The following is a 14,258-nucleotide window of genomic DNA, read 5'->3' as shown; positions in this document are numbered from 1 at the left end:
CGGCCTGTCCGGGGGAGGCCCCGGTCGTTCTCTTCGGGGGGATCAGCCGGCGTGCCGCTCGAGCAGCTCGGTGAGCCGCTCGATGTCGTCGTGCCCCTCGTCGAGGCCCTGGGCGACCCGCCGCAGCTCGGCGCCGGTCAGCAGCCCGAGCTCGTACGGGTCGGCCCCGGCCCTGCGCAGCCGAGCCGACGAGTCCTCGAGCCAGGCCGCGGCCACCGAGGCGTCCATGGTCTCGCCGAGGGCGTCCTGGGCTCGCTTGGCGGCCTTCCCCAGCTTCCGCACGGACTTGGCGGGACGGAAGCCCGAGGCCTTGAGCACCTTGGTCACGTAGCGGACCCGCTTGGTGGCCTTGCGCACCGTGTGCAGGTGCTCCAGGCGCTGCTCGGGCTCCAGATCCCCGGCCTGTGCCGCGTCCAGGGCGCGCTGCGCCTCCTTGGCGGCCTTGCGCAGAGCGCGCTGCACCAGGCGGTCGCTCATCTGTTCGGCGGTCAGCCCCGCGGCCTTCTTCCCGCCCTTGTCCGTGAACGGCGGGTGCAGGGCAGCGGCGCGGGCGCTCTCGAGCGCGGCCAGGCACTCGGGGCGGGAGGCGTCCTGGCGGATCTGCGCGGCCGAGGACTCGGCGCGCTCCTGCGCGGTCTCCACGAGCACATGCCGGGTCTTCTCGCCGATCCGCCCCTGGAGCGCCTCCGCGCGGGCGGGCAGCAGCTCGGCCATGACCTCGGCATCGCGGGCGGCCGCCAGCAAACGGCCCAGCTGCTGGAGCTGGTCCCCGAGCGTGTCGGCGGCCTCCCGGTCCAGGAACGGCCGGGCGGACTTCAGCAGCCCGCGCAGGGACCGGGCGGTGACCCGCAGCTGATGGAGGGCGTCCGGCAGATCCAGCCGGGTCTTCAGGTCCCAGAGCTCCAGGGCGTCCGCCTGCTGGGACAGCACGGCCTGCAGGACGTCGACGCCGGTCGGCGCGGAGTCCTTCGTCCCGCCGGCCTTCGTCGAGCTGTCCTTGCCCGACGTCTGCGGACGATCCGAGGCGTCGTCGTCGATCTCGACCAGCTCGTCCTGGCCGATGATCCCGTCGAGCAGCTGGACCAGCGCGGCGGGCATGCGCTCCGGAGCGCTGCGCAGCCGCGGGATCTCGACCGACCAGTGGTCGTCGCCCTGCGGGATGCACAGCAGCCAGCCGCGCTCGGGGTCATCGCTGCGGCTCAGCGTGAGGCCGCGGCGGCTCAGGGCCCGCTCGGAGGTGTCGAAGCGGGCGGCGCCGGCCGTGTGCTCGTCGGAAGCGGGGGAGGGCAGCGGCAGCCTCCGGATCTGCGCGCTCGTGTGCGACGACAGGCGCACGGAGCGCTGATCGGCGGGGTCTGGGGCGGGCATGGCGATCCTCTCGCGCGGGCGGCGACGAGGGGTTCTTCCCCCGTCGCGTCGTGCCGCCGATCCTATCGCCGCGGCCCTCTGCCGGGGCCGGGGATGACGGACGCCCGCCGGAACGCGAGCTGCGTCTCGGCGGGCGCTGGTCGGTGGAGCTCTGGGTCAGAGACGACCGCTGCGCTCCACCAGGATCGACGTGTTCTGGGCCGTGCGGACCGTGGCCACATAGAACTCCAGCATCAGGCGGAACAGCACGATGTAGATGAACAGGCCGATGAGACCCCCGAAGAACACCACCACTCCCGCCCCGGGGTCCGCTGCAAAGGACATCACGGTGAAGATCAGCCAGCCCAGCGTCAGCAGGACGATGCCGGCGATGTAGAGGATCGAGGCGAACCTGATCGTGATGAAGCTCTTGAAGGAGAGGTCGAACAGCGCCGCGAAGAATCCCTTGTCCTTGGTCGCTCGCCCCGGTTCCCCATCGGGCTGGCTGGGCGTGTAGCGATCGTTCGGGGAGCTGCTGGCCTGCGGGGCGGCGTAGGACGGCTGATGACGCTGCGCCGGCTGGTTCTGGCCCTCGTACGACGGGACCGCATGTGACGACGGCTGCGGGGTGTCATGACCCGGCCGGCCGTTCTGCGGGTCCTGGGGGCTCTGAGGGTTCTGCGAGGGGTAGGACACGAGGCTCCTTGATCGTGGGCATCCGTGGGGGGCGAGCGGTGCGCGCAGCCCGCCTCGCATCGTAGGGGGCGAGACTCGCACCCCTGGCACCGGGGCCGTCCCCCGGCCTTGTGTGACGGCTGCGGCCTGGTCGGCGGTTCCCGGCACCCGGGCCTCGATACGCTGGGAGGACCGATGCCGCCCAGCGAGAGGACGTCAGCCGTGGCCCAGGACTTCTCACCGGCGATCGATGCGGTCCGGTCTCCCGATGGTCGCCTGACGCTCGGGCTGATGACCCCGCAGCCGCAGCACGGGGGTTCGATGGCGGATCCGCAGACGTCCCGGGAGCTGGCGCGGCTCGCGGAGGCGTCGGGGATCGCCGCGCTGTGGGTCCGCGACGTCCCCCTGGCCATCCCGCAGGGCGAGGACCGGCTGGCCGCGTCCCTGGACGACCCGTTCCTGTGGCTGGGCATGCTCGCCGGAGCCACCGAGCGGATCGCGATCGGCACCGCCGCGGCGGTCCTGCCTCTGCGCCATCCGCTGCACCTGGCCAAGACCGCGCTCTCACTGGATCGGATCAGCGGCGGCCGGCTCCTGCTGGGCGTGGCCACGGGGGACCGGCCGGAGGAGTTCGAGCTCTTCGGGGCCTCGCTCGACGATCGCCGGGACGAGTTCCGCGACCGCTGGGCCCTGCTGCGCTCGGCGCTGAGCCCGATCGACGACGAGCGGCGGCACCTGCTCCAGGCCACCGACGGCTACGAGCTCATGGCCCCGCCCTCGCACCGCATCCCGCAGGTCATCGTCGGCTCGGCCAAGCAGACCCTGCAGTGGAACGCCGCCCACGCCGATGCCTGGGCCACCTACTACCGCCCGTTCGAGGAGCAGAAGGGCCGGTTCGGGCTGTGGCGCCAGGCGGTCGAGAAGCGCGGGCAGGGCAATGACCCGGCCCTGATCCAGTCCATGAGCCTGGATCTGCTCGAGGACTCCGACGCCCCCGCCGAGGAGATCAGCCTGGGGCTGCGCACCGGGTCGAAGGCCCTCGTGGAGACCCTGCGCCGCTACCGGGAGATCGGGCTCGACCACTGCATCCTGGCCAAGGCCACCGACCACCGACCGGCCCGCGAGGTCCTCGAGCAGCTGCGCGACGAGGTCGTCGCGCACCTTTGAGCCTCTCCGCCGTGGTCCACTGGCCGTGACACGTCCGGCTCACCGGAGCCGGCACGAGGGCGCAGGAGGCCGCGATGACGCACCAGGACCGGGACCTCGAGATCCGCATCGGGTCCGAGGAGCTGGTGATCCGACAGCGCTACGAGACGCTGTCGATCGCCAATGACCTGCTGCTGGGAGTGGTCTTCCTGGTCGGCAGCATCCTCTTCTTCGGGGAGGACACGACGTATGCGGGCACGTGGCTGTTCGTCCTCGGCTCGGTGCAGATGATGCTGCGCCCCACGATCCGCCTGATGCGACAGCTGCATCTCCAGCGCCTGCGCCCGGTCCGACCGCACGAGACGTCCATGGACTTCTGAGCTCGACTCGGAGCTCGGGACGAGAGCCCGCTGCCATGGCCGGACTCGGCAGCCGGGGCCTACCGTGGGGCCATGGCACGTCCTCCACTGAGCAGGCTGTTCGCACCCAGGACCCTGACCTTCGCCGCGGCGAGCGGTGCGGCGGAGATGATCCCCTTCCACCGAGCGCGAGGCTGGGCCAGGGCGGCGATCATCACCGCCCCCGGCCTTGCCTATGCCGGCACGGTGGCCTGGGTGATCTCCGATCGGGGAGCCGAGGCGATCGAGCGGTTCCCGACGGACATGGCTGTTCCGGGCGCGCCGCGATCGGAGCAGGGCAGGCCCCGGATCACGCGTCCGCTCGTGGGCGCCACGGCGGCGATCAGCCTGCTCCTCAGCGGCTCCGCAGCCGCGAATCTGGCGATCTCCGGCGCCGTGGAGCGCTTCCTGATCCGTCGAGGAGTCCGCCGCCCGCTGCTGGTCATGGGCGCGGCCGGGTTCCTGGTCGGGTGGATCACCCAGTACCTCGACACCGGTGAGGACGCCGACCGGGAGAACACGTCCCCCGGCGGCGACCACCCGGCCGACGTCGAGCCTCGCCGCTGAGCGCGGCCGCGACAGCCTCGTCGGCGGATGAGAAGGAGGCGGGCCCCGCTGGGGGCCCGCCTCCTGCGCAGTGCGGACTCAGCCGGTCGGTCGGCTCAGAAGATGCCCTTGTTCGGGTTGCCGAAGTCCGTGACGGTGTGCTGCCGGGAGTCCACGTTCTGGTCGTTGGCGGTGGACGTGTCCCCGGCCAGGCGGCCGGTCTGGGTGACGGTGACGTAGTTCGTCAGGCGCCCCTCCTTGGTGAGGCCGTCGCCGAAGTTGAGGTTGGCGATCAGCTGCTTCTCGCCCTTCTCCACCGGGTTGGACAGGGTGACCTCGAACGAGCGGGTCGAGGTCGCCGGGTCGAAGCCGAGGTCGCGGGTGTAGGCGCCGTTGAAGTAGCCCGGGGTGATGAGGCGGTCCACGCCCTCCGGCCCCCCGGCGGTCTTGACGTCCACGCGGAAGGTCACGAGCGGGAACTCGCCGTAGTAGCGCTCGGAGCCGACGTTCTCCGCGTAGATCGCGGTGAGGCCGGCGTAGCCGGGGGCCTTCAGGGCGGAGCTCGAGTAGCTGACCGCGAGGTCCTGCTTCGCGGGGGCGGGGGTCTCGGCGGCGTTCGCGGCGGCGGTGCCGGTCAGCAGGAGCCCGGCCGAGACGGCCGCGGCGGCGGTGCGGGAGAGGATCTTCTTCATGGGATCTCCGTTCGGATCTCGGTCGGGTTTCAGGACTGCTTGCCGGGGCGGTACGAGTCGGCGGGGTTCTCGTAGACGTCGACCTTGACGTCGTTCTTGATCGGGACGAACGCGCGCCAGGCGGTGGGGGTCGACCAGGTGCCGTTGGACTTGCAGTACTGCTGGGTGCCGGTCATGTTGATCGTGCGGAAGCCGTAGGTGGCCTCGCCGGTGTGCCCGGCGGGGACGTCGTACGGGCCGATGGTCTGTCCGACGTTCCAGGACAGCTCGTAGGAGGTCTGGAAGCCCAGCGTCGAGGAGATCTCGTGGGCGATGCCGATGCTGCCGCCGTCCTTCTCGCCGCCGGCGTTGATCGAGGTGGTGTTGGTCCGATCGCCCTGGACGCTCATGGAGATCGTCTGGGTGCGGGAGAGATCCTGCGTCAGCGGGATGGCGCTGTCGCTGCGGTTGTGGGTCGAGATGGTCCCGACCGGCGAGAAGTCGTCGGTGACCTTGTAGACCACGGTGCGGTAGTCCTCGAAGGGATTGCAGACCGGGCGGGGATTCAGGATGTTCGCCTTGATGTGGTCGGAGCCGTGCTGCGTGTTGACGATCGGCAGCTGGGCGTTGGCGACCGGGGTCTCCGGGTACTCGTCCTCGATGGTGGCGGCCTGGGCAGGTGCCCCTGCAACGGTCAGCAGCAGGGCGCTGGCGCCGACGGCTCCGACGATCTTGCGCTTCCAGTTCATGTTCCATCCTCTGTGGGCTCGACGGTGAGACATGTCCGAGCGGATTCCGGGCAGATGCTCGGGCGTCTCCGAGGGACGGCACAGGACTCTATGCACGAGTGCATCGAAGCGGGTTAAAGAGGGGTGAAGTCGAGATGATGAATCATTCATCCGATATCCCAGACAGGCCGATGACCGGAATAGGGACATATCAACAGAGGACATATCAACCTATTCCTCATCCCGTGATCCTCGGGGGATTCCCGTCGGCGATAGAGCAGTGCGATTCCCGCATTTCCCCCAGTGGGGACGGAAAACGGCCCGCGCTCCTCGCGGGGAGGTGCGCGGGCCGATTCGTCGGCCGCGGATCAGCTCAGGAGAACAGCCCGTAGAGGATGCCGCTGACGGCCACCAGGCCGGAGATCGTGACGAACACGTTCGAGAGGCGGCCGCGGTACGGGGCCAGGGTCGGCATCTTCCGGATCGCGTACATCGGCATGAGGTAGAGGATCATGGCGATGACCGGCCCGGCGATCGACTCGATCATGCTCAGGATGGAGGGGTTGACGATGGCGGCGGCCCAGGTGGACAGGAAGATGAACACCGCGATGCCGATGTGCAGGGCGCGGTCGCTGACCTTGGAGCCGTCGGCGTCGACCATCGAGCGGACGATGCCCGCAGCGCCCTCCGCAGCGCCCAGGTAGTGGCCGAAGAACGACGAGGCGATCGCGGCCAGGGCCACGACCGGGCCCAGGTAGGCGATGAACGGGCTGCCGTGCACGTTGGCCAGGTGCGACAGGACCGGCAGGTTGGCGTCCTTGGCGTCCTGGAGGCCGTCGACGCCCAGGGAGAGCACACAGGACCAGACGAAGCCCATGGTGAAGACGACCAGCAGGGTCGTGGTCCGGCGCAGCACCACGGAGGCGCGGTCGCTGGCGCGGCCGCCGTACTGGCGCTGCATGGCCAGGGAGAACTGCGAGATCGCCGGCGAGTGGTTGAAAGCGAAGACCAGCACGGGGATCACGAGCCAGATCGACATCAGCAGGTCGCCGACGCTCGGGGTGGCCGTGAGGCCCTCGAAGCTCCAGCTCGGGATGAGGTAGAGGGTGACGAAGAGCAGGATCGCGATCAGCGGGTAGACCAGCCACTGGGTGACGATGAGCATGATGCGCTGGCTCGAGATCATCACGAGCATCATCAGCGCGATCAGCACGCCCGAGAGCAGCCAGCGCGGCACCGATCCCATGCCCAGCTGATTGACCATCAGCGAGTCCACCGTGTTCGTGATGCCGATGCCGTAGATCAGCACGATGGGGAAGATCGCCAGGAAGTACAGGACCGTGATGACGCGCCCGACACCCTCGCCGAAGGCCTTGCGCGCCACGACGGTGATGTCCGCGCCCGGATCCGGCGAGGCGCACACGAAGCGCGAGAGCGCCCGGTGCGACAGGTAGGTCATGGGCCCGATGAGGATCGTGACGATCAGCAGCGGCCAGATGCCGCCGAGTCCCGCATTGATCGGCAGGAACAGGACGCCGGCGCCGACGGCCGTGCCGAACAGCGAGATCGTCCAGCTGAGCTCGAAGCCGCGATTCGCGGTGGCGGGCCCGGATGTGCCGGCCTCTGCGGGGGTCTGGAGGTCGTCGTGCGTCGCCGTGCTGTCGGCCGCGGTGGATCCGTTGGACACCGTGGTCTCCGTCCTGTGGGGGTGCGGCACTGTGGCGCGCATCTCGGTGATTCGAGTCACAGGTATACCAAGTCACATCGAATTGTTCAACAATCGAGGGATCGGCGCTGGTCAGAGCGCCGCGCGCCATCGGTGCGCCCGGCAGTTCATTCCGCAGCGGCGATGATCCCGCTGCGCACCCGGAACGGGCGGCACATGCCGTTCTTCGTGGGCCCGACGACCGGGACGAGCTCGGCCGGCAGGAACTCCGAGCGGTCGCGGTAGCCGATGAGGTACTCGTCGAACGCGGGCAGCTCGAGCTCGACGGCCAGCGCCGCCTCGAGCTGCGCGTCGTCGATCTGTTCGGCGGCCGGGCCGGCGAAGAGCTGCTCGGCGCGGTCCTGGACCGTCACCGCCACCGCCTGGTCGCCGGCCAGCTCGACGGCGCGCCGCGCATCTCGGACCGTCAGGCCGGACCACCAGGACAGGTCCTGGACCGTCGCCGGGCCGTGGGAGGCCAGGTAGCGGGCCGCGAGCTCGCGCAGGGCCTCGTCGCCGTCGAGCTCCCGCTGGGCCACGGGGAGGTCGTCGACCAGCAGGAAGGTGTCGTCGCTGCCCTGCCGCGGGCCCTGCGCGATGTCGCCCTGGCCGCCGAAGCTGCGCAGCAGGTGCTGGCCGGGGCCGTTCTCCGGGGTGATCCCGATCGTTCGGAAGACGTCGTAGGCCTGCGGGCGGGTCAGCGGTCCGTCGGCCAGGCGCTCGTGGAGGGCGTCGTGGGCGCGATCGTAGGCGGCGGCGGCCTCGACGCGCGGCGAGCACAGGCGGGTCAGCCACCGGACGTCCTCGGCCGCCGTCAGGTGCACGGTCCCGCGCTGGGTCCACGCGCGCACGATGCGCTGGGCCCGGATCTCCTCGAGCACGTCCAGGCCCGAGCGCTGCTCGAGCGCGCTCACGCCCGCGGCGTAGATCTGGTCCTGCGTCGCGAGCATGTGGGCCGCGGCATCGGGCCGGGGCGCCACCAGGGCCTGGTGGATCAGGCGATGGGCCAGGACGCCGCGGAAGCTGGGCAGGTGCATGCCCACACGGTACTTGCCGGGCTGTCGTCCGGCGCCGATAGCCTGGGAGGCCCGGGCGAGAGGAGCTCCCATGACCGCTGCCATCCCCTTCGAGCACACCTACGCGCAGGCCCTGCCCGACCTCTCGCAGGAGTGGTCCGCCGCACCCGCGCGGGAACCGCGCGCGGTGATCGTGAACGACGAGCTCGCCCGCGATCTGGGGCTGGATCCGGATCGGCTGCGCTCCGAGGACGGCCTCGCCCTGCTCACCGGCGCCGTCTCGGGCCCGACCTATGCCCAGGCCTACTCGGGCCACCAGTTCGGGCAGTTCAGCCCGGTCCTGGGGGACGGCCGCGCCCTGCTGCTGGGCGAGCTCGTGGACCCCCACGGGAAGCGCCACGACCTGCATCTCAAGGGCTCCGGGCGCACCCCCTTCTCCCGCGGCGGCGACGGCAAGGCGCCGCTGGGTCCCATGCTGCGCGAGCACCTGCTGGGCGAGGCCATGCATGCGCTCGGCATCCCCACCACCCGCGGCCTGGCCGTCGTGACGACCGGGGAGCGGATCCAGCGCAGCGGCCCGGACCCGGAGCCCGGCGCCATTCTCACGCGCGTGGCCGCCAGCCACCTGCGGGTGGGCACGTTCGAGTTCGCGGCCACGCAGCGCTCGCTCGAGACGCGGCAGGAGCTGATCGACTACGCGATCCAGCGGCACTGGCCGGCCGCGGCGTCGGCGGCGAACCCGCCGCTCGAGCTGCTGCGGTGCGTGGTCCGCGCGCAGGCCGAGCTGATCGCGCAGTGGATGCTCGTGGGCTTCGTGCACGGGGTCATGAACACCGACAACATGACCATCTCCGGGGAGACCATCGACTACGGTCCCTGCGCGTTCGTGGACACCTTCTCGCTGGGCGCGGTGTTCAGCTCGATCGACCGCGGGGCGCGCTACGCCTACGGGCGTCAGGCGGACATCGGCCTGTGGAACCTCTCCCGGTTCGCGGAGGCCCTCGTCGAGCCGGTGTCCCCGTCGGATCCCGACGCCGGGGTCGAGGCCGTCACCGAGGTGCTGCGCGAGTACGCCCCGGCGTTCCGGGAGGCCCTGTCGAGCGGGCTGGGCGCCAAGCTGGGGCTCGACGTCTCCGGCCTGGGTGCCGAGGACCGCCGGGCCGCGCTGAGCGAGCTCGACGCCTTCACGGAGCGCACCTTCACGCTGCTGCAGGAGCACCAGCAGGACTTCACCGCCTTCTTCCGCGCCCTGTCCTTCGGCGCGGCCGGCGAGCTGTTCGCCGATCCGGAGGCCTTCCGGGGCTGGGACGACGAGCGCCGCGCCCTGCTGGGCCGCCACGGCGATCCCTCGCCCGACGAGCAGCGCGATCTCATGGCCTCGGTGAACCCGGTCTACATCCCGCGCAACCACCACCTGCAGCGCGCGCTCGAGCGCGCCGAGGACGGCGATATGGAGCCGTACGAGCTGCTGCTGGCCGCGGTGCGCTCGCCCTTCCAGGAGCACGTGGACTTCGCGGGGCTCGAGTCCTCGGGCGCCGACCCGACGACACGCTTCACGACGTTCTGCGGGACCTGACCGCCCGCGGCCGTCGTCGCTGCTCCGGGCCTCCTGCTCCGCTCCTGTCCCCGCCGAGCGGGCCATCTTGAGTCGTGAAGGCCCTCTGAGGGCCTCGGATCGCCCGCTCGGCGGAGGCGGTGAGCGGGCGGGGCCGGGAACTGACGGCAATCCTCGGAGTCGCGGCGCGCGACGGATTACGGTGGGCCGCACAGACCACCGCGCCGGCGCGGAGGGTCATCGGGGGAAGGGCAGGCGTCGTCCTCGGTGCGTCCGGGCCCGCGCGATCCCAGGAGGAAGGCCCCGACATGACGACCCCACCCGAGCTCGGCTCGCGCACCGGACGATTCATCGAGCAGGACGGACTGCGCTTCCGCGACCTCGACGGCGACGGCGTCCTCTCGCCGTACGAGGACTGGCGGCTCAGCCCGCACGAGCGCGCCCAGGACCTGACGCAGCGGATGTCCACGGAGGAGAAGGCCGGTCTCATGGTGATCGGCTCCCACTACCCCGGGACCTCGAGCTTCCTGCCGGAGCCCTCGGAGGGGCTGCTCAACGACAATGACGTCTGGCGCAGCGAGAACCCCATCACCGGAGTGCCGTTCGCGGAGCCGGTGCTGGTGACGTCGTCGTCGGAGAACGCGATCAACGTCCGGCACCAGCGCTACCTCGTGGTGCGCGACAATCTCGCACCGCGCGAGCTGGCCGCGTGGACCAACGCCGTGCAGGAGCTCGCGGAGCGCTCGGCGCACGGCATCCCGGCGGTCTTCGCGTCGAACCCCCGCAACCATGTGGCCCTCGTCGCGCAGTTCGGCGTGAACGAATCGGCGGGCATCTTCTCCGAGTGGCCCGGCGAGCTGGGGCTGGCCGCCCTGGACGACGCCGGGATGATGGAGGACTTCGGCCGCGAGATCGCTCGCGAGTGGCGCGCCGGCGGCATCCACAAGCTCTACGGGTACATGGCGGATCTGGCCTCGGAGCCGCGCTGGTCCCGGTTCAACGGCACGTTCGGAGAGGACCCGCAGCTGATCTCCCGGTACATCGGCGCTGTGGTGCGCGGGATGCAGGGCGCCGAGCTGTCCTGCGAGTCGGTGGCGACCACGATCAAGCACTTCCCCGGCGGCGGCGTCCGGTACAACGGCCACGACCCGCATTTCGAGTGGGGTCAGACCAACGAGTACCCGACCGAGGGGGCGCTGGAGCGCTACCACCTGCCGCCGTTCCAGGCCGCGATCGATGCCGGGGCGGCGTCGATCATGCCGTACTACGCCCGGCCGATGAACAGCTCGGCCGCACAGGTCGATCAGGATCTCTGGCAGGGGCCGACCGCCCAGTTCGAGGAGGTGGCCTTTGCCTATAACCGCACCTTCCTGCAGGACCTGCTGCGCGAGCGCATGGGGCATCAGGGCTACGTGAACTCCGACTCCGGGGTCATCGACGCCATGATGTGGGGCGTTGAGGAGCTCTCGGAGGCCGAGCGCTTCGCCGCCGCGGTCAAGGCCGGCACCGACATCTTCTCCGACATGGCGAATCCGGCGCAGCTGCTGGCCGCCGTGGAGCAGGGGCACCTCCACGCGGCTGAGCTCGATCGACCCGCGGTGCGGCTGCTCACCGAGATCTTCGCCCTGGGGCTGTTCGAGAACCCCTACGTCGACGAGGACCGGGCGGCCCACGTCATCGGCAACGAGCAGGTCTGGGCCAAGGGCGAGCGGGCCCAGCGACGGTCCGTGACGCTGCTGCGCACCTCTGAGGACCTGCTCCCGCTGGCTCTGGAGCGCCCCGTCAAGCTGTTCCCCTGCGTCACCGGGCGCACCAAGACCGAGCAGGTGCAGGCCAAGCTCGAGGATGCGATCGCTGCCGTGTGGCCCGGTGCTCAGGTGGTCGCCTCGCCCGAGGAGGCGGATCAGGCGCTGGTGTTCCTCCGGCCCGAGATCGCGCTGTTCGAGGACGACCGCGAGGGCGTGTCCCTGTCCGTGGACCCGCGGGACAACGGCGCGGACGTGGACCGGGTGCGCGAGATCGAGCGGGCCGTGCCGACCCTGCTGGTGGTCAACGCCACCAATCCGTGGCTGCTGGGGGAGATCGAGCCCGACGCCGCTGCCGTGGCGGTCACCTTCGAGATCCAGCCGGAGCAGCTTCTGCGCTCCCTGGCCGGCGAGGACGGCGGTCCCGCCGGGCGTCTGCCGTTCGCCTTCCCAGCCGATCGCCAGGCGATGGAGGCCTCCCCGCGCGACGTCCCCGGGGCCCTGCTGGGCGATGACTACGTCTACACGGACCGCGACGGCACGCGCTACGGGTACGGGGCGGGGCTGAGCCTGTAATTACACGGACTCCTCCGCTGCCCCGTCTCCTCCAGCTCCCCGCTCGGCGCGGGGAGGTCAGCGGGTCTTGGTGGCCGGCGGGATGAACCGTGCCAGGTGGCGGCGCAGGTGCGGGTCGCAGACGTAGACGAAGGTCCCGCGCATGGCCCGCGTGAGCAGCACCGAGTAGACATTGGTGATGTAGCGCAGGAGGTCGTCGTCCGTGGTCACCTGGCCGCGCTTCCGGTTGGATGCCTTTCCCTTCGTGTCCCGGTAGTGGTCCCGATCTGCATAGAGACGCTGCGTCCCAGGGTCGAAGCGCAGATCGGGGCCGATGATCACCCCTGCGTAGTTGAGGTCATAGCCCTGAAGGGTGTGGATGGAGCCGACCTCCTCGGCTGAGGTCCGGCTGTTGATCCAGTCCTCTGTGGTGCCGTTCCACTTGAGGGGCACATCGTCGATCACGAAGTCGTGCGGAGTCCGCTTGTCCTTCTTCGACGACTTCGACGTCCAATCCCACGCATAACCCGCCACCATGCGACACAGGCCGTGCTGCTGCTCGAGGTCGCGGATTCGCTGGACCATCGGACCCATCTCGTCGTACATGGCGAATTCGTAAGCGCCGAAGCTGAGCTGTTCCTTCGGCGGGGCCTGCGACATGAGCTGGCGTGCGAAGCGGATGTAGTCGTTGCCGCCGACAGCCCGCATCTGGGTGACGAGGGGGTGGACCCGGTCTGCGTCGCGGGCCTCTTGGACGACCTCGTCGAGCTCAGCCCGGGGGATATCGATGGGACGGACGCTCTGTTCCAGATCCAGCATCAGCAGGACCATCCGCGATTTCGCCCTGAGCCAGTCGAGCTGATTCTTCGAGAAGTCCTCCTCCCCGAAGAGCCGCTCCGTGATCTTCAGGTACTTCCCCGTCAGCGTGCCGTGGGCCTGTGCGCCGTACTGCGTCAACCGGTGTGCCTCGTCCACAACGATCAAGTCGAAGTCCTGCTCCTGCTCAGCCACTTGGAACGCCGTGCCGACGAACACTTTCTTCATCGCCGGGATGCGGGCGATGACCTTCTGCACCGTCCCGCGCAGGCCCTTGCCGGGGATCACGAGGGCCAGCTTCAGCCCTTCCAGGAGCTCGCGAGACTCGTCCTGGAAGTACTCGGAGAACATCTCGTCGGGGTCGACCTCGTCATCCGCAGGGTGGACGGCGATGTCGCACAGCATCTTCAAGAGGTACATCGCCACGATGGTCTTCCCCGTGCCGGGGTCGCCCCGCACCACACTGACGCCGCGGCGGTCGTTCTCCAGGTCCTGCACCAGTCCCTGCAGGATCTGGTCTATCGCCACATGCTGATCGTGGTTCAACGACTTGAACGGCGAGTACTTGAAAAGCTCCGAGTTCTCGATCTGCCGTACGGATCGCTGGAGGAGTCCATGCGCCTGCAGGTCCTCGAAGATGCCGTCGAAGGCGGCCTGGTATCTGTCGCGCATGTAATAGCCGACATCCACGATGCCGGTATTGCGGTTGAGCACGACGTACTGGCCATCGCCGTGCACCAGCTCGATGAGCCTCGACTCCAGGTCCAGGCACACCGACTTGTTGAACTCCTCGCTGAAGATCAGGCGCATGGTCGTCAGCGAACGCTTCTCCGGATTCTCGAGATGCTGCCGCATGCGCTTGACCGCGCTCATGGACTCGCCGACGTAGACGCGCTCTCGGTCATTGAGCGTGTAGACGACGGGCCAATCTCGAAACCGCACGATCTCTCGGCTGCCCTGGTCGACGCCGTCCTCGTCGAAGGGGAGCTGCTCGACCTTGTACTGGATCTCGACGTCCTCAGAGCCGGTCATATCTGGTGCTCCTGCCTCGGGCCTTCTCCACGGGGTACTTCCGCTGCGTCGTTTCGAGCTTCCGGCGCATGATCTCGTGCGGCTCCACGCCGAGCCGGTCCGCCAGGAGATACGCGTAGGTCAGCACATCCGCGAGCTCGTCCTCGACCTCGCGCTGATCCGCAGCGGGCGACCATTGGAAGCATTCGAGCAGCTCACCGGCTTCGATGCTGATGGACTTGGCGAGATTCTCCGGAGTGTGGAACTGCGCCCAGTCGCGCTCGCGGACGAATTCCCGCAGCAGCGGCATCACGTCATCGGAGGACATGCGGTCAACGTAGCAC

13 protein-coding genes are annotated in these 14,258 nt (G+C 69.7%); 5 read left to right on the top strand and 8 right to left on the bottom strand.

Annotated elements, in window-relative coordinates; translation table 11 throughout:
* Window positions 1–42: 42 nt before the first annotated feature.
* Complete coding sequence (locus FSY66_RS00910; RefSeq protein WP_144790360.1) at window positions 43–1,368, bottom strand: CHAD domain-containing protein; 1,326 nt, start codon at window positions 1,366–1,368, stop codon at window positions 43–45.
* Window positions 1,369–1,524: 156 nt separating this feature from the next.
* Complete coding sequence (locus FSY66_RS00905; RefSeq protein ID WP_186304335.1) at window positions 1,525–2,043, bottom strand: DUF4282 domain-containing protein; 519 nt, start codon at window positions 2,041–2,043, stop codon at window positions 1,525–1,527.
* Between the two features lie 174 nt (window positions 2,044–2,217).
* Here FSY66_RS00905 and FSY66_RS00900 point away from each other — a divergent pair, with 174 nt between their 5' ends.
* The 3 genes from FSY66_RS00900 to FSY66_RS00890 all read left to right on the top strand — a co-directional run bounded on the left by FSY66_RS00900 (window position 2,218) and on the right by FSY66_RS00890 (window position 4,133).
* Window positions 2,218–3,189, top strand: a complete 972-nt coding sequence (locus FSY66_RS00900) for a TIGR03571 family LLM class oxidoreductase (RefSeq protein WP_260853284.1) — start codon at window positions 2,218–2,220, stop codon at window positions 3,187–3,189.
* A gap of 74 nt (window positions 3,190–3,263) precedes the next feature.
* Window positions 3,264–3,548 carry a YrhK family protein gene (locus FSY66_RS00895; RefSeq protein ID WP_144790354.1) on the top strand — a complete coding sequence of 95 codons (285 nt, stop codon included), beginning with the start codon at window positions 3,264–3,266 and terminating at the stop codon, window positions 3,546–3,548.
* Window positions 3,549–3,620: 72 nt separating this feature from the next.
* Window positions 3,621–4,133: a hypothetical protein gene (locus FSY66_RS00890; RefSeq protein ID WP_144790352.1), complete on the top strand. Its 513-nt coding sequence runs from the start codon at window positions 3,621–3,623 to the stop codon at window positions 4,131–4,133.
* A gap of 95 nt (window positions 4,134–4,228) precedes the next feature.
* On the opposite strand, the gene FSY66_RS00885 is transcribed toward FSY66_RS00890, so the two are convergent.
* From FSY66_RS00885 to FSY66_RS00870, 4 genes are all read right to left on the bottom strand, one after another.
* Window positions 4,229–4,804, bottom strand: a complete 576-nt coding sequence (locus FSY66_RS00885; RefSeq protein WP_144790350.1) for a hypothetical protein — start codon at window positions 4,802–4,804, stop codon at window positions 4,229–4,231.
* Between the two features lie 29 nt (window positions 4,805–4,833).
* On the bottom strand, window positions 4,834–5,532 hold the full coding sequence (locus FSY66_RS00880; RefSeq protein WP_144790348.1) for a hypothetical protein: 699 nt from the start codon (window positions 5,530–5,532) through the stop codon (window positions 4,834–4,836).
* Window positions 5,533–5,884: 352 nt separating this feature from the next.
* Window positions 5,885–7,198 (bottom strand): aromatic amino acid transport family protein, encoded by a 1,314-nt coding sequence (locus tag FSY66_RS00875; RefSeq protein WP_260853283.1) that lies wholly within the window; start codon window positions 7,196–7,198, stop codon window positions 5,885–5,887.
* A gap of 146 nt (window positions 7,199–7,344) precedes the next feature.
* On the bottom strand, window positions 7,345–8,253 hold the full coding sequence (locus FSY66_RS00870; protein WP_186304334.1) for a winged helix DNA-binding domain-containing protein: 909 nt from the start codon (window positions 8,251–8,253) through the stop codon (window positions 7,345–7,347).
* A gap of 70 nt (window positions 8,254–8,323) precedes the next feature.
* Between FSY66_RS00870 and FSY66_RS00865 the strand changes: the two genes are divergently transcribed.
* Together FSY66_RS00865 and FSY66_RS00860 are read left to right on the top strand one after the other, a co-directional pair.
* Window positions 8,324–9,808 carry a protein adenylyltransferase SelO gene (locus FSY66_RS00865; RefSeq protein ID WP_144790342.1) on the top strand — a complete coding sequence of 495 codons (1,485 nt, stop codon included), beginning with the start codon at window positions 8,324–8,326 and terminating at the stop codon, window positions 9,806–9,808.
* A gap of 287 nt (window positions 9,809–10,095) precedes the next feature.
* Window positions 10,096–12,108, top strand: coding sequence for a glycoside hydrolase family 3 protein (locus FSY66_RS00860; RefSeq protein WP_186304333.1), 2,013 nt, complete (start codon window positions 10,096–10,098; stop codon window positions 12,106–12,108).
* A 57-nt stretch (window positions 12,109–12,165) separates the two neighbouring features.
* Here FSY66_RS00860 and FSY66_RS00855 read toward each other — a convergent pair whose 3' ends face one another.
* Window positions 12,166–13,935: a DUF2075 domain-containing protein gene (locus tag FSY66_RS00855; protein WP_144790340.1), complete on the bottom strand. Its 1,770-nt coding sequence runs from the start codon at window positions 13,933–13,935 to the stop codon at window positions 12,166–12,168.
* Window positions 13,922–14,242, bottom strand: a complete 321-nt coding sequence (locus FSY66_RS00850) for a nucleotide pyrophosphohydrolase (protein WP_144790338.1) — start codon at window positions 14,240–14,242, stop codon at window positions 13,922–13,924. Before FSY66_RS00850 ends, FSY66_RS00855 begins: the two co-directional genes overlap by 14 nt.
* Between the last annotated feature and the right edge of the window lie 16 nt (window positions 14,243–14,258).

It is taken from the genome of Kocuria palustris, assembly GCF_007666205.1.
Taxonomy (GTDB): Bacteria; Actinomycetota; Actinomycetes; order Actinomycetales; family Micrococcaceae; genus Kocuria; species Kocuria palustris_A.
The sequence above is the reverse complement of the archived record's forward strand: the minus strand, read 5'-3'. Positions and strand labels throughout refer to the sequence as shown.

Bases quoted from the DNA above. Each gene is read 5' to 3' on its own strand.
- FSY66_RS00890 (WP_144790352.1), top strand. From the start codon at position 3,621: ATGGCACGTCCTCCACTGAGCAGGCTGTTCGCACCCAGGACCCTGACC.
- FSY66_RS00885 (WP_144790350.1), bottom strand. From the start codon at position 4,804: ATGAAGAAGATCCTCTCCCGCACCGCCGCCGCGGCCGTCTCGGCCGGG.
- FSY66_RS00910 (WP_144790360.1), bottom strand. From the start codon at position 1,368: ATGCCCGCCCCAGACCCCGCCGATCAGCGCTCCGTGCGCCTGTCGTCG.
- FSY66_RS00900 (WP_260853284.1), top strand. From the start codon at position 2,218: ATGCCGCCCAGCGAGAGGACGTCAGCCGTGGCCCAGGACTTCTCACCG.
- FSY66_RS00880 (WP_144790348.1), bottom strand. From the start codon at position 5,532: ATGAACTGGAAGCGCAAGATCGTCGGAGCCGTCGGCGCCAGCGCCCTG.
- FSY66_RS00870 (WP_186304334.1), bottom strand. From the start codon at position 8,253: ATGCACCTGCCCAGCTTCCGCGGCGTCCTGGCCCATCGCCTGATCCAC.
- FSY66_RS00850 (WP_144790338.1), bottom strand. From the start codon at position 14,242: ATGTCCTCCGATGACGTGATGCCGCTGCTGCGGGAATTCGTCCGCGAG.
- FSY66_RS00860 (WP_186304333.1), top strand. From the start codon at position 10,096: ATGACGACCCCACCCGAGCTCGGCTCGCGCACCGGACGATTCATCGAG.
- FSY66_RS00855 (WP_144790340.1), bottom strand. From the start codon at position 13,935: ATGACCGGCTCTGAGGACGTCGAGATCCAGTACAAGGTCGAGCAGCTC.
- FSY66_RS00865 (WP_144790342.1), top strand. From the start codon at position 8,324: ATGACCGCTGCCATCCCCTTCGAGCACACCTACGCGCAGGCCCTGCCC.
- FSY66_RS00895 (WP_144790354.1), top strand. From the start codon at position 3,264: ATGACGCACCAGGACCGGGACCTCGAGATCCGCATCGGGTCCGAGGAG.